Raw genomic sequence first — 25,452 nt, 5'->3', positions numbered from 1 at the left:
GCATGGGATGCTGGCTGGTCCTCGATGCTGCGTCCGGCGCTTCCGGCGCCAGTGGCGCGCGGGCTGTCGCGGCGCTTCTGGACGCCGATGGCGCGCTGCTGGCCGGCGTGGAGCGGACGGGGCCGGGGGGCGCTGCCGCGCTGCCGGCGCTGCTACCGGCGCTGTTCGACGCGGCGGGCGCCGGGGCCCTGCCACAGGCCGCGCACCGGCTTGCCGGCATCGCCTGCGTGATCGGGCCGGGCAGCTTCACCGGGCTGCGCGCGACGCTGGCGCTGGCGCATGGGCTGCATGCCGGTGGCGCGCCTGCGCCGGTCGCGGTCAGTGTCGGCGAGGCCTGCGGCATCGATCTCGACCCGGCATTGTGGGTGGTGACGATGGCCCGGCGCGGCCGCGCTTTCGTCGAGTGCGGGGCCGAGGCGCCGTTCGGTGTCGATCTCGCCGCGCCCTCCGTCTGCCTGGCCGGCCGTGCCGCGCCCGCGCGTCTGGCCGGTGACGGGGCCGAGGCGCTCGCCCCCCTGTTCAGCCTCGAGGTCGGCGCCCGCGCGCCCACGCCCGCCGACATCCTGGCCGCGGCCCGGCGGCGCGTGTCGGGAGTGCTGCCGCCACGTGTTGCGCTGCCGCTGTATGTCGATCCGCCGCGGGTCACCGCGCCCGGTCCGCGCGCGCCATGACGACCCCCGCGGCGCTGGCCCTGCATCTGGCCGGGCTGCATGCGCGCTGCTTTCCGCCTCCCGAGGCCTGGGGCGCGGATTCGCTCCGGAAACTCATTGCAACCCCAGGTTGTGTTGTCTCGCATGATGAGACCGGGCTGGTCCTGCTCCGAATCGCCGCGGACGAGGCGGAAATCCTCACGCTCGGCGTGGTGCCGGAGGCGCGCCGGCAGGGCAGGGGGGGCGCGCTGTTGCGACAGGCCGCCGCCGGGGCGCTGGCGGCCGGGGCGGCGCGGCTGTTCATCGAGGTCGCGGCGGGGAACGGGCCGGCGATCGCGCTCTACAGGGGCTGCGGCTTCGTCGAGGTCGGCCGTCGCCGTCGCTATTACCCCGATGGAGACGATGCGCTGGTGATGGTGCTCAGCCTGTCTGCCGGCTGCTGATCGGCTTGCGGATGGTCAGGACGGCGTCGCCATCGTCCCGCGGTGCGGCTGCCGAGACCGTGCAGCCGAGCGCGGTGGCGCTGCGGGTGACGTTGCCGACCGCCTGGGGATCGCGCAGCCGTACATGCAGCGTCGCCGGCGCGGGCAGCGAATCGAGGGCCAGGCGGACGCGCACGAAGGTCATCGGGCAGCGTTCGGCGGTCAGGTCGAGCAGCGGGTCCATGCGCTGCATCCTGCCACGGCACTGCCCAGTTGCGCGACGATTTCGCATCCGATTGGACAATCGCCCGGCCAATCGGCTACGCCGCATGCATGGCTGCTGACCGGATCGCTGAGCGCAGGGGCGAGACGACTCGAATCGAGCGTCTGTGTATCGAACGCGGACTGAAGATGACCGGGCAGCGCCGCGTCATCGCCCGGGTGCTGTCCGAGGCCGAGGACCATCCCGATGTCGAGGAGCTGTATCGCCGCGCGACGCAACTCGACTCGCATATCTCGATCGCCACGGTGTATAGAACCGTGCGCCTGTTCGAGGAGAAGGGCATTCTCGAGCGGCGTGATTTCGGTGGCGGCCGTGCCCGCTACGAAGCGACGGAGCACGGCAGGCACTACCATCTGATCGACGTCGATACCGGCAGGGTGATCGAGTTCGAGGATCGGCGCACCGAGGCGCTGATGCGCGAGATCGCTGCCCGCCTCGGCTTCGACCTCGTCTCGCATCGCCTCGAACTGTTCGGCCGCAAGGCGGGGCAGGCGCAGGCGGACCTCGCCGACGACGAACCCCATTCCCACCATCGTGACGACGACACGCAGGCCGACCCGCCGACCGCCGCCTCCGGCAGCCAGACGAGGAACAAGACGCTGTCTCACCCGACCACGACCCAGGCCGACAGCGTCGGCCGACCGCACGCCATCGGACGAGCTTCAGGGCCGCGGATCACGGGAGCGCGTTGAGATGACCGTCACCCGCAAGATCGGGGTTCCGCCCGCGCCGCTGCGCAAGGGAGCCGGGTTCCGACCTCCTGCCGAGCTCGGCGCCGAGCCGGCGCCCGAGCTCGAGACCGGCGGCCTCGGTCCGGGGTTCGGCGAGCTGCGTGTCGGCCAGCTCGGCGTCCGCATCGCCGCCTCCAAAGCCGAGCTGCGCGCCGCCCAGGCGTTGCGCTACAAGGTGTTCTACGAGGACATGGGCGCCCAGCCGAGCGGGTCGATGGCCGCCCAGCATCGGGATTTCGACGAGTTCGACGAGGTCGCCGATCATCTGCTGGTCATCGACCACGAGCGCGGCAGCGGCCCGAAGGGGATCGTCGGCACCTATCGGCTGCTGCGCAAATCCGCCGCCGACCAGGTCGGCCGGTTCTACACCGCCGGCGAATACGATATCGGCCAGATCACCGAGTTTTCCAGCCAAATCCTCGAGCTCGGCCGCTCCTGCATCGATCCCACCTATCGCGGCCGCGCGGCGATGCAGCTCATGTGGCGCGGGGTCGCGGCCTATGTCTTCCGCCACCGCATCGACGTGATGTTCGGCTGCGCCAGCCTGCCCGGCACCGATCCGGACGCGCTGGCGGTGCAGCTCTCCTACCTCTACCATGCCCATCTCGCCCCGCCGGGGCTGCGCCTGCGCGCCGTTCCGGGCCGGTTCGTGGAGATGAACCGGCTCGAGTTCGGGACCTTCGACGCCCAGCGCGCGATGCAGTCCCTGCCGCCGCTGATCAAGGGCTATCTGCGCCTCGGCGGTTTCGTCGGCGACGGCGCGGTGGTGGATCCGCAGTTCAACACCACCGACGTCGCCGTGGTGGTCAAGACCGACCTCATCACCGACAAATACTACCGTCATTACGAGCGGCAGCTCCGCGACGCGCTCGGCTGAACCACCGGCCTCCTGCGTGATGACGCCTGTGCCCGTTCTGGCGCGGCTGCGTGGCTGGCGCGCCGATGGGGTCGCGCTGCTGGCCGGGGCGGTGTCCGCCCTTGCTTTGCCGCCGGTCCATGCGGTGCCGGTGCTGGGGCTGGCTCTGCCGCTGTTGCTGCTGCTGGTCAGGGGCGAGGACGAGCCGAGCCTGCGCGCCCGACTGGTGCGCGCCGCGCGATGCGGGTTCTGGTTCGGCATGGGCCTCAACACGGCCGGGCTCTACTGGCTCACCAACGCCATCCTGCTGCGCGCCGACCAGTTCTGGTGGCTGGTGCCCTTCGCCTCGCCGCTGGCGGCGGTACCGCTGGCGATCGCGGTCATGCTGCCCTGTCTCGCCGTCGCCAGCCTGCGCACGCCATCGGGTCTGGTCCACATCCTGGTGTTCGGCGGGGTCTGGGGGCTCGCCGATCTGGTCCGCGGCGTGATCTTCACCGGCTTTCCGTGGAACCTGCTCGGCAGCACATGGGAATGGCCGGGACGGGCCGGCGACGTCATGATCCAGCCCGCCGCCTGGATCGGCACTGACGGCCTCAGCCTCGTGACCGTGCTGCTGGCCTGCCTGCCGCTGCTCAGATGGCGCGGCCTGGCCGCGATGGCCGCGGTCGGGCTGCTCTGGGCCGGCGCCGGCACCTGGCGGCTGTCCGCCGAGCGGCCGGCCGGCGGCTCCGCGCCGCTCATGGTGCTGGTGCAGGGCAATATCGGTGAGAGTGCCAAGCTCGACCGCACCGCGATGGTCGGCATCTTCCGCCACTACCTGGATCTCACCCGCCGGGCGATGGCCGGTCTGCCTGCGGTCCATGGCCCGGTCATCGTGGCCTGGCCTGAGACCGCCTTCCCCGGCCTGCTGGACACCGATTCGCGGGCCCGCTTCATGATCGCGGAGGCAGCACGCGGGGCGCGGGCGATGCTGATCGGTTCGGTGCGCTTCGACGACCATGACAGGCCGCGGAACTCGGTGATCGCCCTCGATTCCGACGGCAACGTGAGCGGCATCTACGACAAGGCACATCTGGTCCCGTTCGGGGAGTATCAGCCGCGCGGGTTGCCGGTGCAGATCGTTCCCGGCGGCGGCTTCGCCGCTGGCCCCGGCCCGCGGACGCTCGATCTGCCGGGCATTCCGCCGGTCGGGCCACTGGTCTGCTACGAGGTCATCTTCCCTGGCGCCGTGACCCAGCCAGGGGATCGTCCGGCCTGGCTGCTCAACCTGACCAACGATGCCTGGTATGGCGATTCGGCCGGTCCGCGCCAGCATCTCGCCAGCGCACGCATGCGCGCCGTCGAGGAGGGCCTGCCGCTGGCCCGGGACGCCAATACCGGGATCTCGGCGGTGTTCGACGCCTATGGCCGCCAGACCGCCCGGCTGGGCTGGGGTGTCGCCGGAACCCTCGTCGCCCCGCTGCCGCCCGCGCTGCCGCCGACCCTGTTCGCGCGGTTCGGGCTGCGCATCCCGCTCGGTCTTGCCGTGCTGTGCATCGCCCTCGGTCTGGTCAGAATCGGCCGCGGCGGCCCACACCGACCGGGTGATTGTTGAGCGATGCAAAATCCAGTTCAGAAAGTTGTCTCAAAAACTTGACAACCTAATGGTTGCGCCGTTAACTCTGATCTAACTGATGGCTGTGCGGTACCATCGCCGGCCAGCCTTGAACGGCGCCGCATGGCCCCATCATGGATCGGAGTTTGGATGGCGCAGCTTTCCGAAAATGGCGGCGAGGAAAGCAACAGCCGTGGCCCGCGCGCGGGTGCGGTGGACGTTCATGTCGGCAATCGCATCAAGCTCCGCCGCATGCTGCTCGGCATGTCGCAGGAGCGTCTCGGCGAGGCGCTTGGGCTGACCTTCCAGCAGGTCCAGAAATACGAGCGCGGCGTCAATCGGGTCAGCGCCTCCCGCCTGTTCGACATCGCTCGCGTGCTCGATGTCCCGGTCGGGTTCTTCTACGACGATCTCGACCCCGAGCTCGGTGGCGCGCGTTACGGTGCCGGCTACGCGGCCTCGCTTGCCTCTCTTGCCTCCACGCGCGTGACCCGCGGTTTTGCCGAGAGCCAGCAGGCCTTCGGCGGCCCGTCCAACGCCCAGCACGCAGGGGCTGCCGAAACCGGCGAGTTGCTCGCCTCCTTCGCCCGCATTGCCGATCCGGCCATGCGGCAGCATGTGATCGCCCTCGTCAAAGGCATCGCCGGTTAGGCAGGATTGCGCCTGGAACGGCCATCTGGCGCGCGTTTCCTGCGCGCCGGAGCTCACGGCCCGCAGGCCGCTCCACTTCGGTGTTCGGAAGCCTCGCGCCATCTGACCATTCCAGACGCAATCGGCGGCAGCGGGAGCTTTATGCTACTCGCGGCGCAGGACGGTGTCGGTGACGAAGTTGGACAGGCCGCCGGCGGCGACGAAGTCGCGTTTGAGTGCCGCTTCATCATATTCCGTGGCCACCCAGTCCAGAAACGGCAACCGGCCCTCGGCGGTGTCGCGGTAGCGGCGGAAGAACGCGTCCAGGATGCCGGTGCGCGAGCGCGAGAAATGGCCGTAGCGCCACGAGAGCTGGGACAGCGCCGCCTCTGCGGTGCCGCCTTCGAACATCACCACCAGCCCCGACGCCAGACCGGCCCGGTCCGCGCCCGACTTGCAATGCATCAGCATCGGAAAGGCGAGGCTGCGATAGTGGTCGGCAAACCGCAGGATGCGTTCGCGATGCGGCGCGCCGCGGCTCTCGAACGCCATGTCGATATGCACCAGCCCCAGCCGCTCCGCCGCCGCCCGGCTCAGCGCATCCGAACCGCACTGCCGATGCCCGCGCAGATTGACCAGCGTGCGCAGCCCGAGACGACGCGCCAGCCGCGCCAGACGCGCCGGCGTGGGATGATTGGCCCGATAGATCTTCCCCGGCACCACTTCGGCGACATTGGTCCAGACGAGGCGGAAGATCGCATGATCGACGAACAGACTGTCCCGCCAGGCCCGTCGACGGGCAGGGACGGACGGATCGATACGCAGGTCGCCGGCAAACATGGCAGCGCTCATACCTTCTTTTTCTGAAGAAAAAGAAGCAAAAAGACTTTGAACGGTTTGCTTCGCAGCACTGGGCTGAGGTGTCGGAAATCCGTTGTGGCGAGTCAGAGGTGACGCGAAGCGGCACCGCCCGGCGGTGATCGTCGAGCATCGGAGCGGAGCGGCCTTGATGGCCGTGAGCACCGAAGCGCAGGCGATCGCCGTCGGGTGGCCGCCACGGCGGATTTACGGCGCCTCGGGGCTCAGCCTTTGCGTTCGAGCTGCATCTGCTTGATCTTCCCAATCGCCTCGGCCGGATTGAGGCCCTTCGGGCAGGTCTGCGTGCAGTTCATGATCGTGCGGCACGCATACAGCTTCAGCGGATCCTCCAGCGCGTCGAGACGCGCGCCGGCCTCCTCGTCGCGGCTGTCGGCAATGAAGCGATAGGCGGCCAGCAACGTCGCCGGGCCGAGATAGCGGTCGCCGTTCCACCAGTAGGACGGGCAGGAGGTGGTGCAGCAGAAGCACAGGATGCACTCCCACATCCCGTCCAGCTTGCGGCGCTCCTCGATGCTCTGCAACCGCTCGCCATCCGGCGGTGGCGGCGTGTCGGATTGCAGCCACGGCTCGATCGAACGCAACTGCGCATACGCACCGTTGAGATCCGGCACCAGATCCTTGACCACCGGCATGTGCGGCAGCGGATAGACCTTCGCACGGCCGCTGATCTCATCGGTCGGCTTGAGGCACGCCAGCGTGTTGGTGCCGTCGATGTTCATCGCGCACGACCCGCAGATGCCCTCGCGGCAGGAGCGGCGGAAGGTCAGCGTCGGGTCGATGTCGTTCTTGATGTGGATCAGCGCGTCCAGCACCATCGGTCCGACATGGTCGAGATCGATCTCGTAGGTGTCGAGCACCGGATTCTTGTCGTCGTCCGGGCTCCAGCGATAGATCTCGAACACCTTGGTCCGCTTCGCACCTTTCGGTGCGGGGAAATGACGTCCCTTGCCGACCTTGCTGCCGCGCGGGAGGGTGAATTCAACCATGATACCGCTCCCCTGGTCTCAATAGACGCGTTTCTTGGGCGGAAACACCTCGACCTCGTCGGTCAGGGTGTAGAGATGCACCGGCCGGTAGGTGAGTTCCACGCGGCCCTCGTCGCCAAGCGCGGACACGCTGTGCTTCATCCAGTTCGCGTCGTCGCGGTCCGGGAAATCGTCCTGCGCATGCGCGCCGCGGCTTTCCTGGCGCGCCGCGGCGCTGACCATCGTCACCGTGCCATTGGCGATCAGGTTGTCGAACTCCAGACCTTCCATCAGGTCCGAGTTCCATATCAGCGAACGGTCCGAAATCGACACATCGTGCAGACCGGTCCAGAGCTGCTCGATCTTCGCGACACCCTCGTTGAGGCTGTCGGTGGTGCGGAATACCGCCGCGTGGCTCTGCATGGTGCGCTGGAGACGATCGCGCAGCTCGCTGACCCGCGTGCCGCCCGAGGCGTGGCGCAGTCGGTCGAGACGGTCGAGGCTGGCCTCGCCGGCGCGATCCGGCAGCGGCGGCACCGGCGTGCCGGGCTTGACCACGTCCGCGGCCCGGTGGGCTGCGGCGCGACCGAACACCACGAGGTCGAGCAGCGAGTTGGTGCCGAGACGGTTGGCCCCGTGCACCGACACGCAGGCCGCCTCACCCACCGCCATCAGCCCCGGCACGATCGCATCGGGGTTGTCGGCGGTCGGGCGGATCACCTCGCCATGGTAGTTCGTGGGAATGCCGCCCATGTTGTAATGCACGGTCGGCAGCACCGGCACCGGCTCCTTGGTCACGTCCACGCCGGCGAACACCCGCGCGGTCTCGGAAATGCCCGGCAGCCGCTCGTGCAGCAGGTCCGCACCCAGATGCTCGAGATGCATCATGATGTGGTCCTTCTTGGAGCCACAGCCACGGCCTTCATTGATCTCGATGGTCATCGAGCGGGAGACGACGTCGCGCGAGGCGAGGTCCTTGGCGGTGGGCGCATAGCGCTCCATGAACCGCTCGCCCTCGGAATTGGTCAGATACCCGCCCTCGCCACGGCAGCCCTCGGTCAGCAGGCAGCCGGCGGGGAAGATCCCCGTGGGATGGAACTGCACGAACTCCATGTCCTGGGTCGGGATGCCGGCGCGCATCGCCATGCCGCCGCCATCGCCGGTGCAGGTGTGGGCCGAGGTGCAGGACAGATAGGCGCGCCCATAGCCGCCCGTCGCCAGCACCACCGTATGCGCCCGGAACCGGTGCATGGTGCCGTCCTCGAGGTTCCACGCCATCACCCCGCGGCAGGCGCCGGACTCGTCCATCAGCAGGTCGAGCGCGTAGTATTCGACGAAGAACTCGGCGTTGTGCTTGAGGCTCTGCTGATACAGCGTATGCAGGATCGCATGGCCTGTGCGGTCGGCGGCCGCACAGGCGCGCGGCACCGGCTTCTCGCCATAGTTGCTCATGTGGCCGCCGAACGGCCGCTGGTAGATCTTGCCGGCCTCGGTGCGCGAGAACGGCACCCCGAAATGCTCCAGCTCATGGATCGCCGGCACCGCCTCGCGGCACATGTATTCGATCGCGTCCTGGTCGCCGAGCCAGTCGGAGCCCTTGACGGTGTCGTACATGTGCCAGCGCCAGTTGTCCTCGGCCATGTTGCCGAGCGAGGCGCCGATGCCGCCCTGGGCGGCGACGGTATGGCTGCGGGTGGGAAACACCTTGGTCACGCAGGCGGTCTTGAGGCCGGCTGCGACCATGCCGAGGGTGGCGCGCAGGCCGGATCCGCCCGCACCCACCACCACCACGTCATAGGCGTGATCGACGATCTGGTAGGCGCGCGAGGAGGGGAGGGTGATGGCGTTCATTCTCGATCAGGCCTTCACTGTGCCGACAGCGCGTGGGCGACGGCGGCGGCCACGGCGGGGCCGAGGAACGCCATCTTCAGGATCGCGACCGCCGCGAACAGTCCGAGCAGGATTGCCGCCCCCTTGTTGACGAGGGTGGCGGCGAAATGCGTGAAGCGGCCGTGCACGTAGTCGTCGATCACCACCTGCAGCCCGAGCTGCATGTGGTGGAACGTCAGCGCCACCAGTGCCAGCAGCAGCACCGTGTTCCATGGCTCCGAGACCCACAGCACGACGATGAACTGCGGCGCGCCGAGCAGGCGCAGCATCGAGACCACGAACCAGATCGACAGCGGGATCAGCCCGATCGCCGTCAGCCGCTCGATCTTCCAGTGTTCGACGGTGCCGGCCTTGCCCGAGCCGAGGCCGCGGGCGCGGCCGAGCTGGCTGCGCATGGTGGAGATATGCAGCTTGTCGGTGCTCATCGTGATGCTTTCCTGCCGCTGCGCGTTACTGGGCCGGAGCCGGGTTCGGGGCGGGTGCCTCGGCCTGCGGGCCCGGTGTGTTGGGCGCGACATGCGTCGGCCAGAGCACGAACACGCTCAGCCAGATCGCCGCCACCGAGAGCAGCGTCAGCGCGATGGTCACCCAGTTGCCGCGGTGGATCGCCGGGATCGAGTAGCCGACACCGGCATCCCAGAACAGATGCCGCAGCCCGGCGAAGAAATGATAGCACAGTGCGACCGACCAGCCGAACACCAGCAGCAGGCCGAGCGGCGAGCCGATGAACCACTGCACCAGGGCGAAGGCGTAGGGGCTGGAGGCCGCCGCCACGAGCCACACCACCATCAGCAGCGTGCCGAAGGACAGTGCCACGCTGGCCATGCGATTGGAGATCGACAGCTTGCCGGCCAGGGGCAGCTTGTACACCTGGAGATGCGGAGACATCGGCCTGCGGACGAGCGCGCCATCGCTGGACCGCGTGATGTATAGCGCTTCCCTGCCGTCGCTCATCTCGCTGCACGCCTCCCAAAATGACGTCCGTCGGCCGATTGATTAGCCGTCTTTACGGTTTCCTACGCCCGGCTTTGCAACCGGTCAATCGCGCGGCAATACTTGAGAACCGTTCGCAAACTTCACCCTGTCATCGCGCCTGCGGGCGCCAGCCGGGACGGCCCGCGCGCCAGAACACGAAGGCGATGCTGTCGGCGGCCAGCAGGTCGCCCTGCGCGCGTGTCGAGCCCATGCCGTGACCGGCCTGTGTGTCGACACGCAGCAGGACCGGGTTCGGCCCGCCTGCCTCGATCAGGCTGGCGGCGAACTTGGCCGGGATCCAGGGAGCGACGCGCGGATCGTTCAGGCCGGTTGAGATCAGGATCGCCGGATAGGCCGTGCCTTTGCGCACATGCACCACCGAGTCCATCTCGTAGAGATTCGCGAAGCCCTGCTTGCTGGTAATGGTGCCGAATTCCGGGATGTTGTCGGGTCCGTTGGGGCTGAATTCCGACCGCAGCGTGTTGGCCGCCGGCACCATGTCGAGCACGCCGGCGAAGAGTTTCGGCCGCTCCTCCATCGCGCGGCCCATGGTGATGCCGCCGGCCGACCCGCCGATGATGAACAGCCGGTCGGGTGTCGTCAGCCCGCGCGCCACCGCATCGTCGGCGCAGGCGATCAGGTCGCGCCAGGTGTTGGGCTTGTGCGAGTCCTTGCCGCCCAGACGCCACGCCTCGCCCAGCTCGCCGCCGCCGCGCACGTGGCAGACGCCATACGAAATGCCTTCCTTCATCGCCACCGCGCGCCGTCCGGAGAAATCCGCCAGCTCCGAAATTCCATAGGAGCCATAGGCCTCGATGATCATCGTGCGCGGCCCGCTCGGATCCCTCGGCTGGACCACGCTGAACGGCACCTCCGCCCCGTCATGCGCGCGTGCCTTGAGATCGCTGACGGTAAAGGCGGCCGGATCGAAGGCGCCGGCGGTGCCGAGATGCAGGTCGGTGAAGCTCTTCGCCGCGGGATCGAAGTGGTAGGTGGTGGTGGGGGTGATCATGTTCTCGAGCGAGAACGTCGCTCCCGGCTGGCGCGGATCGGCGAAGAACTCGGCGATGTGGCCTCGCATCGGCAGCGCGATCTCCTCGATCGTCGTGCTGCCGGTCGGGATACGCAGCAGATGCGAATACACCCCGTCCAGAGTGGTGACGTAGAGCGCGTCCGAGGCGGCATGCAGGCTCTCGATCACCCTGTCGGGTCGTGCACGGACCAGTACGGTCGCCGACGACAGCGGCGCTCCGGCCTCGACCTGAAGCACCTGGAAGGTCGGCGCGCCCTTGTGCGACAGCAGAAACAGCGTCGAGCCGCGCATGTCGCTGGTGGTCACGCCGTCGGCGCGGTCGAGCAGCCTCGTCCAGTGCGCATCCGCTCTCCCGATCGCGCTGACGGGAGCTGTCCAGGCCTTGATCTCGTTCTGCACCCCGTTCTGCGACAGCAGGAGTGCCACTTTCGCGGCCGGGTCGGGCGATGCCAGCAGCACGGGCGTCTCGTCAGGGCCGAACTTCGGTCCACGATTCGCCTTCGAGCCGTAAAGCGCGACCGGTGCCGTGCCCTGCGACCAGAACTGCAGCATCGGGTCGCGATATTTCTCCGTCGGCGCATCCGAAGGCTCGAGCGCCTTCAGGCGGATGAAATAGAGCGTGGCGGAATCCGCGCTCCACGATGTCGGGCCGAACTGTGCCCGGTCGATCGGACCGCCGATGCGTCTGCCGCTCGCCGTGTCGTACACCGACAGCGACGCTGCTTCCGATCCGCCTTCTGAGATGCCGACGGCCACACGGTTGCCATCGGGAGAGGCGAGAAAATAGTTGATGGCCATTGGCCTGTCGCCGGCGGCGGCGCGCAGGGCGGTCATGTCCACTAGCGCATGGGCGCCGGCGCCATCGCGCACCATGAGGTCGAAATTGTCCGACCCGGGCCGGCGCTCCAGATAGAAGCCGCGCCCGCCCTCGCTCGCATAGTCCTTCACCAGTCCGAAGCTGGCGGTGAAGGCCGCCACGCGCTGGCGCAGTTCGGCGAGCGGGCCGATCGCGTCGAGCACACGTCTCGTATAGCCGCCCTCGTCCTTCATCCAGGCCACCACCGGCGGCGACAGGCTCTCGAAGCCTCGGTGGCGGTCGGTGATCTCCACCCCCCACAATGTTTCCGTCACCGGCGTCGGCGTCGGCAGCACCGGTCTCGCGCCGAGGCCCAGCGGAGCCAGCGGATCGTCCGCCGCCTGCGCCGCACCGACGACGACAGCCTGCGCGGCGGCGGCCACGATGAGCATCGCGGTAAGTCCGGAATGAAACGACCTCATGGCGATCCTCCAGGCGATCTTCGTGCAAGGTGGCACGCCCCGTTGCGTTACGGCAACAACCCTCGCTCGCGACGGCTGTCTGACGCAGCGTTCGCGGACCTGGTGTGTTTGACCGGCATGGGGTCCGGTCAGTTGCGTCCGGAACGTCCCAAAATAAAGATAAGTTGCCCTCTTGTGATTTTTCTTCAAGACTTCTCGACCGTTACTTGAACGAAAGCTCTTGCCAGGTCGTTAACAAAGGGTTAACGGCAAAGACCGCCATAGCGGGATCGGCCTCATCTGCCGTCGGTCCCGGTCATGGCGCAGGCTGAATTCTGTCAAAAGGACAGGTCATGGCGATCATCACGGTCACGGGCGCCTCCGGCACGACATTGCCGGTGACCGTCGTGGGGACCGCCAATCTCGCGCTGGCGCTCGACTATGCGACGGCGATCAACAACCTGCGCGGCAACAATCTCTTCGCGCCCAGCGTCACCGGTGCCTATTCCGTCGCCTCGGGCACTTCGAACGTCTTCATCTCGAACAATACCGCCCAGGTCACCCTGATGCCGGATCATCCCGTCACCGTCATGGCCGGGCAGGGCGGGACCTCGCTGGTCACCGCCTCGACGGGCGGCGTGTTCATCGCCGGCGGCGGCGACAACAGTTTCTTCGCGCCCACCGTCGGCGGCGGCGACTGGCAGGTCGCCACGGGCAACGGCAACGACAACATCGCTGCAGGGTCCGGCAACGACGTCCTCTATCCCGGCGGGGGCTCCAACAGGGTCAGCCTGGGCACCGGCAACGATACGGTGTTCCTCAGCGGCAGCAGCGACACGCTCATGGGCGGCTCCGGGAACGCAGTGGTGGCAAGCCGCGGGTCCTCGGTGCAGGTCTATGGCGGCAGCGGCAGCACGGCCTTCTACGATCTGGGCGTCAACACGCAATATGTCGGGGCGTCCGGCGCATCGACGGTGCTGATGACCGGCTATGGCGGCAGCTACACCCTGTCCGGCCCGTCGACGGTCACCGGCGGCGACGGCAATGACACCATCACTGCCGTCAATGCGACGATCACCGTCTATGGCGGTACCGGCAACGAGAAGCTGATCGCCAGCGGTGCGTCACGTCTGAACTTCATCTCCGGCAGCGGTGCCACGACCGTCGATGGCGGGGCGAGCGGCACGGCGGCCATCTTCGGCGCCGCCGGCGCCTCGATCACCTACACCACGGCCACCGCCGGCAATCTCGTCGCTCTCGGCGGCGGTTCCGAGACGGTCGATGCCGGCACCGCGCTCGCCGGCGTGGCGTTCGCCACCGGCTCGGGCAGCGCGAGCCTGGTCGGTGGGGCCGGCGCCGACACCTTCGTGTTCCAGTCGGGCTCGGCCACCGTCACCGGCGGGGCCGGGGCCAACAACTTCATCTTCACCGCCGGCCAAGTCGGCGGCGGCGTGCGTGACCTGATCACCGATTTCGGCAGTTCGGCCGGAAATCACGTCTTTCTGAAGGGCTATGGCGGCGGGGCCGTGGCGCAGGCGCTTGCCTCGCAGACACACTCTTCGTCGGGCACGACGATCACGCTGTCGGACAACACCACCATCACCTTCACCGGCGTCACCAGCCTCGATGCCACGTCCTTCACGCTGGTGAACGGCGGCAACTGAACGCGGCCACGGTGGGCTGCGGCAGGATCGGCCATGCGCGCGCCCGTCAGCGCAGCAGGCGATGGACCGCCCGCCCGCGCCAGTTCAGTCGAACCGGCTGGCGCCGCGCCGGTACGGCGGCGATCGCCGCCTCTGCCCATTCCAGCGGATAGTCGAACGCACGCAGCACGCGATGCCACGCGGCGGGGGGTGCCAGATGCGAGGGATCGTCGCGCAGCAGCTCGATCTTGACGAACGGCACCCTGCGCAGCATCCGCCTCCAGTCGACATGGGCCGGATTGGTCGGCGGCATCAACCGACCGAGATGTCGGCGCCCTCCCGTCCAGCGCGCGGCTGGTGTCACGCGTGCCGCCTCGAGGGCGGCCGACAGACCGATCTCGCCATGCAGGATGATTTCCTCGCGGCTCATCGACGCGAAATCCTGAGCGAAGATCCGCGTCAGCGGCGTCGTCTCGAGCAGGGCCGCATCGAGGCACACGAACCATGATTGCAGATGTGGCCTGATCTGTCGTGAGGCCACCATGCCCCAGGCGGGGTGGGGACGCATCGCATCCAGGATCGGTGCGATCGGCCGCAACGGCCCGAGCGTGCTGTCATTGACCAGCAGCACACGTCCCGCCCCCCGCGCGCAGCCGAGCCGCAACAGCTCCTGCCAGGAGCCGAAATCAAGTCCTGCGTTGCGTCTTTGGTGAAACACCGCGCCGCGTCGCTCGAGCTCACCCCGGGCTTCCCGATCGGCCGGAACACCAGTCACGGCATCGGCCGCGCAGCCGGCATGAACGATGCAGCCGGCGTCGAGCAGGGCCGAGATTGACGCCCGCGCATGCGGCAGCAGGTGTCCATGCGGATGGTACTGGGCGTAAAGGACGACGTTGCGGCTCATGTCGGCCAACAGATGAAGCGGCAGCGCGGTCTTTGGCAAGCGGCCGATACTTTGCCGGGCTCGTCAGCATTTTCTCGCGCTGCAGTGCACAAAGACTGTAGCGAAGCCTGCGTCAACCCGCTAAGCAGGCATCAGACCTTCGCCGGGACGGGCATGACCGAGTCGCGACGCAGGGCATCTTCCACAGGAGTGACATCAAACGATGAGCAAGGCATTCATTGCTGCCGTGATCCAAGATTCGATCGACTGCACCGGCGTCGCAGCCAACCAGGCTGCCACCGACCTGATTGCTGCCATCGTGCGTGAGCTGAAGAAGGAAGGCGGATTCACGCTGCCGTCCTTTGGCACCTTCACGGTCAAGAAGACCAAGGCCCGCAAGGCGCTCAACCCGCGCACCGGCGAGCCGGTGAAGGTGAAGGCGGGCAAGACGGTCCGCTTCAAGGCGAGCCCGAACCTCAAGAAGGCGGTCTGATCACCCTGCCCGGCGCCCGGAACCGGGCGATCTGGCTGGGGCGGGAGGATTCGAACCTCCGCATGGCGGAATCAAAATCCGCTGCCTGGGAGAGCCCCGACGCCAATCGTTATGTGCAGCTATCTCAGTGACTTAGACCGCGCATTCGTTGAAACTGTCACAGCCCGCGCTTTGTTGATTCAGTCAACGAGGCGTGGGCTGTAGGCATCATTTTGATGCATCCGGCGGCTGGTGCCAAGCCGGGTATGCGGGGTCGTGTATGGGTGCTGCGGCAGGGCAGGGGAGGCGCTGGCGGGGAGGCGGTACCTATATATAGGTGCTCAATCAGCGGCTGCGTCGTCGCTACGGATTGCGACCTATCATCTTGCCCGAGCAGGCCAGGACGCTGAGCCAGTCGGCGTTCAGGAGGCCGGGAACGAGACTCGTCTCGTCCATCCAGGCCGCGGTTTCCGGACACAGAAGGCGTGCGAACCTTAGAATGTTAGCATACTCACCTTTAAGGTCCTTGGTAACGATGGGCTCATGATGCGCCACGTTATTTCGTAAGCGCCGAATGCGGTTCAGGTCAGCGTTTACTGCCGCTCTGTCCAGCGGTTTTTGGAGTGACGGGGTGAAAAGCCGACTGAGACAATTTCGCCAATAGAGAAGGTTGGGCACCCGTGAGTTGTCATATCCAGGTCCGGTGAGAGATACCCAGAATCCCAGCGTTAGCTCGGCGACGATTCGGTCTGTCGTTGGTTTCTTTTTGACCTGAGCCAGTTTATCAATCGCCTTCTCAAGCTGTCTGGCGTTATCAGGCTCCAGGTGCTGCGCCGCCGGATGCCACCAATCGGGTCGGCCGGCATGATGGGTCATCGCTGCATGAATTTTGTTTCGCAGCGCCAGCTCGAAAATCTGTAGGGAAGCCATGAAGGCCATCGACAGAGCTGTGTTCCACTGATGCAGCAAAACTGCCGCTTCACGACCGGCAGGAATCCTTATCTGCGCCCGAGCGCGCCACTGCTGCAGACTCTGATTGGGTACCAAATCCTGCCAATGAGCGAGTCTCGTCGATGACAGCGTATCTTCGAGGGCCTGCAGGCGTTCGGGGGTAAATCCCACTGGTAAAATTTTCCGTCGTATTTTCCTGGGCACGAATTTTGTACCACCTGCAGGATTGAACCAATGGTTCGTACAAGCTATTTTAGCTTCGTAAGCCCCGGTGCCACCTCTGCCTCACGGCATGTCGCCCGGGGCAAAGCATTTTTAGCCGGTAGCATTTTTATCGAGTCCTTTTAGGGTCAGGAATCGATGACCGACTCTGATAGGACCGCTTCCAGTGAATCTCCCAGAAAGGGAAATCCAGCTAAGCTGGTCATCATTGGTATCATTGTCCTAACCCTGCTGGTCGCGGCCTACACCCAGCTCGGGATAATCGTGGTCCAGCCGATTGGCTCCGTACCAGACGGCCGGACTGTTGTTATCTGGCGTCGGAGTGCAAATCTGAATTTCATCGATAGCGCTGACGCGGTTTGCGACCGCTCGAAAGCTGGTGTTTCGCTGTTCTGCCGGGGAGTGGTCCTTGCCGCAATTGTAAAGACGAATCCGATTTTACTGCGCCTGCCCTACAGTAAAGTGCTTTACGACCTCTCGACCGGCGGCAAGGAGTATGAGCGCTAGGCCGATTTACCGCCGCGCCAGCTCCCTGAACGCCGCCTCGTTCTCCCGCAGAGCACGCTCCAGCTCAGCTTCCAGCGTCTCATCCGCCGCCTGGTCACCACCTGCCACCAGCGGCTCCGCCGGCACATCGTCCCCGCCGTTGCGCTCACGCTCAGTCATCACTACCCATCTCCATCCCGCATTCACTCAGCAGCGACTCAACATCGACCGGCGGCACAGGCGGCAAAGCGTGATTCACATAGCGCTCGATGATGCCGTCGCCAGAGCACGCCAGCGTTAACCCGAGCTCGCGAGCAAGTCTGAGAACCGGGCCAATTTCTGCGGACTCCTTGCCGTTTTCGATGGCAGAAATCCATTTTTGCGTCGACCGCAGGCGCTGTGCGAGGTGAGTCTGTGTCAGCTTTTTCGAGCGCCGCGCCTCTCTCAGCAGCATGCCAAGCTCCATCATCGTCCGAAATTCGGCCACGCTCGCCTCTCAATCCTAAGTCCGAACGGGTATATCGCAAAATATGCCCGGACGGGTATACGAATCTACGAGAACGCCTCAGCCATCCCAGCCTCCACCCGTGTTACCAAACCGGCCATTTGGTAACACACGCCAGCGCCAGTTCGCAGTTATACCCAAACTGGCCATTTTGCGTATAACTCAGCAATCACAACCGTCTAGCCGCCAGGCCGCCCCTTACAGATTCCCCTTCTGTTCTCATCGCCGCCTCGGCTATCATGCCGCCATGAGCACACCCGCCGCCAGCACCACCAAGCCGACCGACGCCGAATCTGCGGCCGCGGTGAGAGCCGTGCTGGCACTGCTGGAACGCTGGCAGTTGTCGGATTCACAGCAGTGCACGGTCCTCGGGGTCGGGATGGACACGCTGGCGGAATGGCGTGCTGGCCGGGTCGAGCTGCAGCCGGTCGACGCGCGGTCGCTCGGCTTGCTGTTATCGATTCACCGGTCGCTGCGGATGACGTTCTCTGAGCCAGCGCGGGGATATGCGTGGGTGCGGCGGGAAAATGAGGCTTTCGCAGGGATGTCGGCCCTGGACGTGATGATGGAGCCGGCGGGGCTGGAGCGGGTGGCAGGGTATCTGGCGGCGGAGAGTGTCGGCTGACTATCGATTTCGTGAATCTGCTGACTATAGAACGCGAGTCGCGTTTTTGATACGATACCACCATGTCCTCGCAACCCGTCACGCTCCAAGTCACATCAGACCTGCACCTCGAATTCGGCCCCTCACACCGCGGATTCGAGGACAATCAATCCTGGGCCGACATCGTGGTCATCGCCGGCGACACCGATAAGGCCTCGAAAGCGGTCGCCCAGGCCCGCCGCCTGTTCGCGAGCCCGGACATCGTCATCATCGGCGGCAATCACGAGCATTACGGCACCAAAAAATCCATCGACGACGGCATCGCAGCAATGCGCAGGCAAGCCGATGAGCTATCGACGCCGGAATCTCGAATTCATGTGCTGGAAGATGACGCGGTCATCGTCACCGTCCGCGGCACCGACGTGCGCATCGTCGGCGCGACGCTGTGGACGGATTTTGCGATTTTCGGCAATGCTCGCGTAGATTCCGGAATCGTTGAGCGCAGCTTGAACGATTACAGGCTCATCCGGCGAGCCGACCCCGTCGACTGGCGGGACCGACTGACCCCGGGCGAGACGGCTCGTCGACACAGCACCAGTCGCGAGTTCATCGAGAGCCAACTGCAGACCCCGCACGCCGGCCCGACCGTGGTGCTGACACACCATCAGCCATCTCTGCGCTGCGTGGCACCGCAATACCTGCGAGACCCGGTTACTGCAGGATTCGCCTCGAATCTTGATGACCTGATTGCCCTGCAGCCGGCGCTCTGGATTTCCGGTCACACCCATGTCTCGCACCAAGTTCGGGACCCCGGCGGCTGCCTGCTGCTGGGAAATCCGGCGGGCTACGAGATGAAAGGCGCCAAGCTGGAGAACCCAGATTTCAATCCCCGTCTCGCCGTCGAGCTCACACAGGACGCCGATACCGGCACTTGGCGTGCTCAGGTGCCTGGAAGCGGCATTTGAAGCCGCGCGATGTAAGAAATAACTGACATACGCGCCGCTCCGGGCGGTCAGGATGCCGTCATCGAGCCCAACGTCGGGATGAAATGCGGTGCCCTGATACCGCCTCCCGGCTCATATGCCGCCAAATCGCCATACAGGCCTGTACAGCGCCGATAGCCGCCCAAGGTCCCAGATGACCTGAAAAGCCTTCGACCACGCTCAGAATCGATTTCTGGAGCTCGTCATCTCGCCGGCCACCCATTTCCCGGCCACGGGTCCTCCCTGCCGACCACCCTTAGCTCCGCCGCCGTCATTCCCTCATTATCGTATTCCACCGCGACCCCGGCATACTGCAGCCTTGGACGCCTCCGACCACGGACCTCGAAACACGGCACCGGCGGCTTCGGCCCGACGCCTGACTGATATCGCCGCCACGCCAACCCTGGCCGCCATTCAATATCGAGCCGGTCCAGTGCGCGGGCGGCGGTTCGATACAGACCGCCGGCCGCGAGCTGATATCCGTCGGCCGAGGATTCCAGCCGCGCGTAGATGCCGTTGCCGATTTCGGCGACCAGGTTGGCAGCGGTGATGGCCCTGATGGCGGCCGAGGTCTGGGTCGCGGCCAGGCGTTCGAAATCAGCACGCAGATAGATGCTGTCCGGCACCGCACGCATGTAATCACGCAGCCGCTGGGTCGCCTGGTCGGCCGACAGTTCACCATCGCATGGCCACGGGTCAACAGCCGCAAAGCGCTGTAGCTTGGCTTTCGAGTACATTTTGTTGTCGTATAGCAGCACCTGCTTGCCGAACTGCATCTGCGGCATCCGGATGCCCCGGACCTCAAAAATCACGCGAGCCGGCACCTGTGTCGACCTGCCGGCATTGTAATCCCTGATGGCGCGGCCCGGCCGGAACTCGATTCCCATTTTCCTGAGCACGCAGGCGCAGGATTGCTCGAATGCGAATGCCGGCACGGGCCCGGGTCGAAACACGCCCGGCTTCATCGGCACATACAGTCCCTGGCCCAGGCGACCCAGGACCTGGCGGCGAATCAGCGTGTCGATGGCCGGCTTGGCGTCGGCGCCGGCGATATCGCGCAATTCTTGTAGTGTGTAGGCCGCGTCGCCGGAGATGGTGATGTAATGCTGGATGGCTTTGATGGCGGTTTTGTCAATCATGGTGGCGCGTCCTGTGGGCACATCATAGTCCGCAGGTGCCGGTATTTGCAATGCGAACGCTCGACCGAAAGGTCGTCATGTTAACATCGATGTTAATATGAAAGCCGGAATCCGACAAATACATGCATGTCAGCGTCAACATTTCATGCAAACTACGAAAAGTCGCATTCTCTTTGAACTATCTTGCTTGAAATCGAGTATATTGAAATCAAGGAAGCAACGATGCTTTCGCAACCGCCGGCACGGACCGGCCAACAGGAGATACGACAATGACCACCATGAACACCACTTCTCGACCGGCGGCGCTGGACCTTCAGCTGCTCGGATTCTTCGACCCCGACATCTCCGATGCCCTGTCTTCAGCCGTACGAAAGCTGGAGAATCTGCAGGCAGGACACGGCTTGGTGGGCGGGGAGCTCATCTTGGACCGGAGTGAATGGATGGCGCTGTCAGACATTCTCGATTCCGAAGATGGCGCCGTATGTCTGCGGACTTTCGGAAACGACGTTGTCTTTTACAATGAAAATTCTGACGAAGGCGGCCTCGCCCATCATCTGAACTGAACCCGATGCCGGCGGTAACCACTCCGCCGGCATCATCACCACCACGCCGGGAGGACCGGCCAACAAAAACAACGGAGGTAACAATGCCCGATATCATTCAGAAAACACGCATGTGCTCAGGCGACTGGCTGCTGTTAGTCAGCACCAAGGACGTCGACCCGCGCAGCCTGCTGACCGGATTCACACTGCGCATCCTGCGGTCCAGCGAACCGCGCTACACGAAATCAGATGCCAGCCGGGTACTCGAAATCATCATCGAACATCGCTACGCCGGCAGAATCGATGACAAATCGGCACGAGCCGGAATCGACGAAGCCCGGGCGCAGTTCGACGAGATTGCGCGCCTGGACCATTTCGAGCACACGCCGAATTCATACAGCGTGCACGACACCGTGCCGGCGAATGACATGCCGGCGAACAGGTTCGGATTCCGGCCGATGCGGGTCGCGCAGGCGGCGTAGCATCTCACAGCATCAACGGAGAACAAAGACATCAAGCACCCTACCCGGGCAACAGGAGGAAATGATGAGAAACTGGTTCACGAAACCAAGCCGCGGAGCCCAGCAGTCGGTGGTAGACATCGGGAAAGCCCGGCATCGCCATCCCGCACAACATCTGACGAATCTTGGCATCACCGGGCAGCTGCCGCACTGGCACATGTGGTTGCCTGAAAACTGCGGGCGACTCACTCACGCCGGGGGCAACCGCCTTAGATTTCTCGATATCAGCCAAGCCAGCATGATTCTGAAGAAGCGCACAGATGGCGTCTACAGCGCTGGCTCGGATGCTTCAGAGTGGCGCTACACCTGGAAACTGGAGGCCAGCACGATGCTGGTGCATTCCGCGGTCCGCAGATGCGTGCCGTGGGCGAGGTGCATCACGGTCCCGGCAGTGTGGAAAATTGGGTCTGAGGAATTGTACGGCCTGGCTATGGCGCAAGCACCGGGAGTTCCTCCAATTGTCGTCGTCAGCATGTGCATGCAGCCGTATGAATACCTCCACAACACCGCGTATCACGAAATCTGGCACGTAGCGGAGCGACTGATTCGGGATGACCTGATTGCGAATCTCGATGCCGAAATGCGCCGCGGATTCACATACGGCAGCTCGAAATATATCGATTCATCTATCGAGCGCAGGGCTCGGGCATTCGCCTCGTATGCTGTCTCCCGAGAGATGGGCCTGACGTATGCGGCCGCGCCAATCGACACCACGCATGGAATGTTCGAGTACGTGTATTCCGGCGAGTTCGCGTCCGAAATTCTGAGTGGCTCATACGACGACGTCGACGAGTGGATGCAGGCTGGACGGAACGACCAGGATGACGAGTTCTGGAACCCGGAATACTGACCTCGCCAACAAAGCCAACATTGTAGAAAACAACACACAATCGATAACTATTACGACGTCATTTGCACGTTTTCTGCTACAATATTGGCATTGAAACCCGTCATCAGAAACGAGGAGTTAACGCGATGACAAATGATTCCTTCCCAACCCCCGACCGCGACCTTGTGGCTCGCTGCGCCCGTGCAGCCGCGGCGGCATTCGTCGCGCGCCATCACGGATTCTCGGTGCCTATCGTGTCCGCCGACACCTCGGTGCGCTCGCAGATGCCTGCGGTCGGCACGCCATCACGCATCATGAAGCTCGTGCTGCCGCAGTGCGACGTCGCGCTGGCCGGGGTCATCGGTGAGATGATGTCGCGCCGCCAGGATGCCGACGACATGGATGCTGTGGAAGCGGCGCTGGACGAAACCAGGAATCTCGATGATGTGGCGGCGACGGCATTCCTGATTTCGAATGTCGCCAAGGTCTCATTGCCGGCGGCGCGCAGGTTCGCCGACGAGATTCTGGAGAACGGTCGTCATCATGTGCCGCGTGCGACGATTCTCGGACTGTATGAGCAGCTGTATGCGTCGGCTTGGTCGGTGCTGCGGGGCAACGGCGACGTAATCGAAGACGTGGCGGCCGAGCTGTATGATGCCGACGGACATGAAATTAGCTGGCTGGAGTTCGAGGCCATCTGTGACAACGCCGGCGCCTCGCTGCACCCCGTTACCCGCTTCCGCAATGAGTTGAACCGATTCAGGCACGACACGGGAATCCCGCCGACTACCGTTTCCAGAGCGGCTCTCGGGCACAAATCCCGGCTCTCGGGATTGAAGCGCGGCACGGTCAGCGTGAAAACCATCGAGCGGTGTCAGGTTTGGATGCGGAGATATCGCGCCGGCGAAGTCCGCGTGCCGCCGGTACAGGGTGCTATGCAGCTGCAGTACGCCGACTGATAGCGGGAATGACTGAGATGACGTGATGGGCTGGGGAGGAATCCCCGGCCTATTTGTTTGCGTGGTGTATGTCGCGGCGGCAGGTGAAACTCGGTAGCAGGATTTATGAACCCGTTATCTAACCCCGTTACCTCGTGTGTTCGTACGACGGTTTGGTGGGTTTGGAATCAGGTTGTCGGAATCACGAAATCTGATTCCTGGTGTGTTCAGATATCATACTCTGTAATTGTGAACTGGCAGTCGACTTGTGAGGATGGCGGATTGCGGGACGGTACGGCCCCGCCGGGACAATATCGGTCAGATGTGTGCATTATGCCGGCATTGTCCCGGCGTCATGTGGTATTTAAAAATCGTAAATTGTTAACCTGTCTGCAGACTTCCGAATTCAGTCACCAATTTGTTGACGGTTACACCATCTGGTCGAGCATCACCGACATGCGAATCGAGTTCCGGAGGCTGAACAGCCTGCTCTCCTCGTCCTCTTGCGCCGGCGTCGGCTCCCAATCCTCCACCTCGATATCTGCGGCGCGGTTCTGCTCGCGAGCCACGGGGTCAGCTGATAGCAACTCCCGGCGCCGCTTCAGAAATGCCGAGTGGACGGCACCGCGCGCTTTCCGGACCGCATCCGGCAGCATTTCTTGGACCTCATTCTCTTTGTAGCTGACCTTGGGCAAGCCGGCGCGCATCGACTCAATCTCATCCATCGAGGCGGCCAGTTGGCACTGAGCTGCCAAGGCGTCGCAGGCGGCAATCTCGTCAGCCCAGGAGTTGTGGGCGGCAACGATATCGCGCAGTGGATTCTGGGCCATCCGGTTCCATGCCGAACAACGGCGGCCGCGGAAATAGTGAGGTTCATCCGCCCGCATCTCCGGAACCTCGTCTACCAGTGTCTCCAGCCCGGCTCCCCAGGCCCGCTTCATCGTCTTCGTCGACATCTCCAGCGCGGCTGCCAGGCCTGCTTGCGTAATGCGGTCAGCGGGGTTCCAGTCGTAAACAATGTCAGCAATGCGACGCTCTGTCCGCAGGCGCTTCGTGTACGCGGCATAGTCCGCCCCGGCCGCTTGTTTCTCTCTCAGCGTGTGTTCCGTGTCGCCGGCCAACTGCATCACACCGCGGTTCACTGTGCGTGCAGGCTCGCCAGGGATGAACCGAGTCTGCATGAACACAGTGATGTTGGCGGCCACGGAGGCAACTTCATCCGGCGGCAGCGGCCAGGCGAACGAATGATTGATGGCCTCAGCCTGGCCGGCGATGGTGTCCGCGTCCATCTCGTGCCGCTCGAATGCCCATGCCCGCAGCCGGTCAAACAGGCCGCGGTTGGTACCCTCGGCAGCCGGCTCCTGCGGACCTGGACGACGCTTACCGGACTCCTGTGAGCGGAGAACGAGATGGCCGTAGGTTTGATGCAGTTGATGAACAATTTCGGTCAACAACATGTCTGGTGTGCCGATGATGGTCTTGTGCGCCAGGTCGACCGGTACGGTCTGCGGGTCGGAGAATCCCTGCGCGGTCTCATGCCCGGGCACATTCTTCAGCAGCGCCCACGGTGACCGCACGAGCGCCACGTGCGGCAGCAGTGTGCCATCCAGGGCGGCAGCAATCAGCGCGCCGGCATACCAGAGCGTGCCGCGGGGGTCTCTCCGCCCGCCGGGCTTGTTGTTGGTCATCCTGACCGGACTCTCTAGCTGCACAATCGCGCTGCAACGGCCGCTGGCGGCGTCGATGACCAGGGTCGGTCTCACGTACGGGGGGAGGTGCTGGAGGGCTTCCACGGCCGTCTGAGCGTCGCAATCGATAACCAGGGCATTGCACCATTCGGGCGAGTTCGGCGTGAACAGCGGCTGCAGGATGGCATCACCGAGGAACATCTGCTGCGCCGACGACATCTCAGCGCCGGCACGAGGCCTGCCAGGCAGGTGAGGAATCATATAGGCGGCGAGTGGTGCGAGATGCGGTGCGGCTGCCTGCGCAACGGCAACGGCTCTCTGTAGCGGCTGTGAGATGTCGCCGGACAGCGTGATGTGGTGCCGGCCGATGTTCTGATTGAGGTCGATGGCGTGCAGGACCGAGGCGGCCGACGACGCGACGTTCGGCGAGATGTGCTTCAGTCCGCGGAGGTAGTTTTGAGAGTCGAATGGCATCGTCGTCGTCCCCGAAAAACGCGTGTTTCTCGACGGATTCGTTGACGTTTGCGTGCACAGCACGTAGACTAATCAAGTCCCCGTAGAGAGTTCCGGAGGAGCGACGGCAATCGCTGTGATACCGGAACTCTCTACAATGACATATCTCCCAGAAAATCGAGCCGACTTTTTTCGCCTGTAGACAAATTTGTTTTGTCAACGGATGCGGATGACCGCTGACGTCTACGGATGAGCGGTTTGTCTGTGGTCCGCGGAGCTGACAAAACCGGTGTACGACAGGTAGGGGACATTAGGTGTCATCTGGAAATGCGAAGCCCCAGTATTAGTTATCTGTCGCATGCGCGGTTGCTGGGTCGGATGGCTGCCACGAGGTGCTGGTTGAACGGTATCTCTCGGCTGACCGTATT

At 64.6% G+C, this 25,452-nt stretch carries 27 protein-coding genes and 1 pseudogene; 15 read left to right on the top strand and 13 right to left on the bottom strand.

Annotation, left to right across the window (positions count from 1 at the left end; genetic code table 11):
* Positions 1-2 precede the first annotated feature (2 nt).
* Complete coding sequence (locus tag FHR90_RS11950) at positions 3-671, top strand: tRNA (adenosine(37)-N6)-threonylcarbamoyltransferase complex dimerization subunit type 1 TsaB (RefSeq protein WP_183275304.1); 669 nt, start codon at positions 3-5, stop codon at positions 669-671.
* Positions 668-1,093, top strand: coding sequence for a GNAT family N-acetyltransferase (locus FHR90_RS11945; protein ID WP_183275303.1), 426 nt, complete (start codon positions 668-670; stop codon positions 1,091-1,093). The genes FHR90_RS11950 and FHR90_RS11945 overlap by 4 nt, the downstream gene beginning before the upstream one ends.
* On the opposite strand, the gene FHR90_RS11940 is transcribed toward FHR90_RS11945, so the two are convergent.
* Entirely contained in the window at positions 1,071-1,316 is a 246-nt protein-coding gene (locus FHR90_RS11940; RefSeq protein ID WP_246330234.1) for a sulfurtransferase TusA family protein, read from the bottom strand. The two genes, FHR90_RS11945 and FHR90_RS11940, sit on opposite strands and share 23 nt — an antisense overlap.
* Before the next feature lie 89 nt (positions 1,317-1,405).
* Here FHR90_RS11940 and FHR90_RS11935 point away from each other — a divergent pair.
* The 4 genes and pseudogenes from FHR90_RS11935 to FHR90_RS11920 form a co-directional block, all read left to right on the top strand.
* Positions 1,406-1,837, top strand: a pseudogene (locus FHR90_RS11935) (Fur family transcriptional regulator); the annotation flags it as partial.
* Positions 1,838-2,048: 211 nt separating this feature from the next.
* Positions 2,049-2,963 carry a GNAT family N-acetyltransferase gene (locus FHR90_RS11930; RefSeq protein ID WP_183275302.1) on the top strand — a complete coding sequence of 305 codons (915 nt, stop codon included), beginning with the start codon at positions 2,049-2,051 and terminating at the stop codon, positions 2,961-2,963.
* A 19-nt stretch (positions 2,964-2,982) separates the two neighbouring features.
* Positions 2,983-4,536 (top strand): apolipoprotein N-acyltransferase, encoded by a 1,554-nt coding sequence (lnt, locus tag FHR90_RS11925; protein WP_183275301.1) that lies wholly within the window; start codon positions 2,983-2,985, stop codon positions 4,534-4,536.
* 150 nt (positions 4,537-4,686) lie between these two features.
* Positions 4,687-5,187: a helix-turn-helix domain-containing protein gene (locus FHR90_RS11920; protein WP_176625071.1), complete on the top strand. Its 501-nt coding sequence runs from the start codon at positions 4,687-4,689 to the stop codon at positions 5,185-5,187.
* 144 nt (positions 5,188-5,331) lie between these two features.
* Here FHR90_RS11920 and FHR90_RS11915 read toward each other — a convergent pair whose 3' ends face one another.
* The 6 genes from FHR90_RS11915 to FHR90_RS11890 form a co-directional block, all read right to left on the bottom strand.
* A complete protein-coding gene (locus tag FHR90_RS11915; RefSeq protein WP_176625075.1) occupies positions 5,332-6,006 on the bottom strand; it encodes a tyrosine-protein phosphatase in 675 nt (224 codons plus the stop codon).
* Positions 6,007-6,248: 242 nt separating this feature from the next.
* Positions 6,249-7,031: a succinate dehydrogenase iron-sulfur subunit gene (locus FHR90_RS11910; protein WP_176625073.1), complete on the bottom strand. Its 783-nt coding sequence runs from the start codon at positions 7,029-7,031 to the stop codon at positions 6,249-6,251.
* An 18-nt stretch (positions 7,032-7,049) separates the two neighbouring features.
* On the bottom strand, positions 7,050-8,861 hold the full coding sequence (gene sdhA, locus FHR90_RS11905) for a succinate dehydrogenase flavoprotein subunit (RefSeq protein WP_183275300.1): 1,812 nt from the start codon (positions 8,859-8,861) through the stop codon (positions 7,050-7,052).
* Positions 8,862-8,875: 14 nt separating this feature from the next.
* Positions 8,876-9,325 carry a succinate dehydrogenase, hydrophobic membrane anchor protein gene (sdhD, locus tag FHR90_RS11900; protein WP_176621898.1) on the bottom strand — a complete coding sequence of 150 codons (450 nt, stop codon included), beginning with the start codon at positions 9,323-9,325 and terminating at the stop codon, positions 8,876-8,878.
* A 25-nt stretch (positions 9,326-9,350) separates the two neighbouring features.
* Positions 9,351-9,788: a succinate dehydrogenase, cytochrome b556 subunit gene (gene sdhC / locus FHR90_RS11895; protein WP_246330239.1), complete on the bottom strand. Its 438-nt coding sequence runs from the start codon at positions 9,786-9,788 to the stop codon at positions 9,351-9,353.
* Positions 9,789-9,984: 196 nt separating this feature from the next.
* On the bottom strand, positions 9,985-12,186 hold the full coding sequence (locus FHR90_RS11890; RefSeq protein WP_176621900.1) for a prolyl oligopeptidase family serine peptidase: 2,202 nt from the start codon (positions 12,184-12,186) through the stop codon (positions 9,985-9,987).
* Positions 12,187-12,518: 332 nt separating this feature from the next.
* Between FHR90_RS11890 and FHR90_RS11885 the strand changes: the two genes are divergently transcribed.
* On the top strand, positions 12,519-13,829 hold the full coding sequence (locus FHR90_RS11885) for a beta strand repeat-containing protein (RefSeq protein WP_176621901.1): 1,311 nt from the start codon (positions 12,519-12,521) through the stop codon (positions 13,827-13,829).
* Positions 13,830-13,875: 46 nt separating this feature from the next.
* Here FHR90_RS11885 and FHR90_RS11880 read toward each other — a convergent pair whose 3' ends face one another.
* Positions 13,876-14,751, bottom strand: coding sequence for a hypothetical protein (locus FHR90_RS11880; protein WP_183275299.1), 876 nt, complete (start codon positions 14,749-14,751; stop codon positions 13,876-13,878).
* A gap of 163 nt (positions 14,752-14,914) precedes the next feature.
* Between FHR90_RS11880 and FHR90_RS11875 the strand changes: the two genes are divergently transcribed.
* Entirely contained in the window at positions 14,915-15,184 is a 270-nt protein-coding gene (locus tag FHR90_RS11875) for an HU family DNA-binding protein (RefSeq protein WP_176621903.1), read from the top strand.
* A 342-nt stretch (positions 15,185-15,526) separates the two neighbouring features.
* Here FHR90_RS11875 and FHR90_RS11870 read toward each other — a convergent pair whose 3' ends face one another.
* Complete coding sequence (locus FHR90_RS11870; protein WP_176621904.1) at positions 15,527-16,285, bottom strand: hypothetical protein; 759 nt, start codon at positions 16,283-16,285, stop codon at positions 15,527-15,529.
* A 189-nt stretch (positions 16,286-16,474) separates the two neighbouring features.
* Between FHR90_RS11870 and FHR90_RS11865 the strand changes: the two genes are divergently transcribed.
* Positions 16,475-16,843, top strand: a complete 369-nt coding sequence (locus FHR90_RS11865) for a hypothetical protein (RefSeq protein ID WP_176621905.1) — start codon at positions 16,475-16,477, stop codon at positions 16,841-16,843.
* A gap of 6 nt (positions 16,844-16,849) precedes the next feature.
* Here the strand turns inward: FHR90_RS11865 and FHR90_RS11860 are convergent, their stop codons facing one another.
* The gene (locus FHR90_RS11860) at positions 16,850-17,002 is read right to left on the bottom strand and encodes a hypothetical protein (RefSeq protein WP_176621906.1); all 153 of its coding nucleotides are present in this window, start codon (positions 17,000-17,002) and stop codon (positions 16,850-16,852) included.
* Entirely contained in the window at positions 16,995-17,309 is a 315-nt protein-coding gene (locus tag FHR90_RS11855; protein WP_176621907.1) for a helix-turn-helix domain-containing protein, read from the bottom strand. The genes FHR90_RS11860 and FHR90_RS11855 overlap by 8 nt, the downstream gene beginning before the upstream one ends.
* A gap of 265 nt (positions 17,310-17,574) precedes the next feature.
* Between FHR90_RS11855 and FHR90_RS11850 the strand changes: the two genes are divergently transcribed.
* Both FHR90_RS11850 and FHR90_RS11845 read left to right on the top strand, forming a co-directional pair.
* Positions 17,575-17,952 (top strand): MbcA/ParS/Xre antitoxin family protein, encoded by a 378-nt coding sequence (locus FHR90_RS11850; RefSeq protein ID WP_176621908.1) that lies wholly within the window; start codon positions 17,575-17,577, stop codon positions 17,950-17,952.
* 62 nt (positions 17,953-18,014) lie between these two features.
* A complete protein-coding gene (locus FHR90_RS11845; protein WP_176621909.1) occupies positions 18,015-18,896 on the top strand; it encodes a metallophosphoesterase in 882 nt (293 codons plus the stop codon).
* A gap of 221 nt (positions 18,897-19,117) precedes the next feature.
* Here the strand turns inward: FHR90_RS11845 and FHR90_RS11840 are convergent, their stop codons facing one another.
* Positions 19,118-20,053, bottom strand: coding sequence for a hypothetical protein (locus tag FHR90_RS11840; protein ID WP_176621910.1), 936 nt, complete (start codon positions 20,051-20,053; stop codon positions 19,118-19,120).
* Positions 20,054-20,322: 269 nt separating this feature from the next.
* On the opposite strand from FHR90_RS11840, the gene FHR90_RS11835 reads away from it, so the two are divergent.
* The 4 genes from FHR90_RS11835 to FHR90_RS11820 all read left to right on the top strand — a co-directional run bounded on the left by FHR90_RS11835 (position 20,323) and on the right by FHR90_RS11820 (position 22,904).
* Positions 20,323-20,616 (top strand): hypothetical protein, encoded by a 294-nt coding sequence (locus FHR90_RS11835; protein WP_176621911.1) that lies wholly within the window; start codon positions 20,323-20,325, stop codon positions 20,614-20,616.
* Between the two features lie 83 nt (positions 20,617-20,699).
* Positions 20,700-21,077, top strand: a complete 378-nt coding sequence (locus FHR90_RS11830; RefSeq protein ID WP_176621912.1) for a hypothetical protein — start codon at positions 20,700-20,702, stop codon at positions 21,075-21,077.
* A gap of 64 nt (positions 21,078-21,141) precedes the next feature.
* Positions 21,142-21,966 carry a hypothetical protein gene (locus FHR90_RS11825; protein WP_176621913.1) on the top strand — a complete coding sequence of 275 codons (825 nt, stop codon included), beginning with the start codon at positions 21,142-21,144 and terminating at the stop codon, positions 21,964-21,966.
* A 125-nt stretch (positions 21,967-22,091) separates the two neighbouring features.
* Positions 22,092-22,904 (top strand): hypothetical protein, encoded by an 813-nt coding sequence (locus FHR90_RS11820; protein ID WP_176621914.1) that lies wholly within the window; start codon positions 22,092-22,094, stop codon positions 22,902-22,904.
* Between the two features lie 407 nt (positions 22,905-23,311).
* Here FHR90_RS11820 and FHR90_RS11815 read toward each other — a convergent pair whose 3' ends face one another.
* A complete protein-coding gene (locus FHR90_RS11815) occupies positions 23,312-25,045 on the bottom strand; it encodes a hypothetical protein (RefSeq protein WP_176621915.1) in 1,734 nt (577 codons plus the stop codon).
* Positions 25,046-25,452: the final 407 nt, after the last annotated feature.

The organism is Endobacter medicaginis, from assembly GCF_014192375.1.
In the GTDB taxonomy this organism is placed as follows: domain Bacteria; phylum Pseudomonadota; class Alphaproteobacteria; order Acetobacterales; family Acetobacteraceae; genus Endobacter; species Endobacter medicaginis.
Note: the sequence above shows the minus strand (reverse complement) of the source record. Positions and strands in the feature narration are given on the sequence as shown.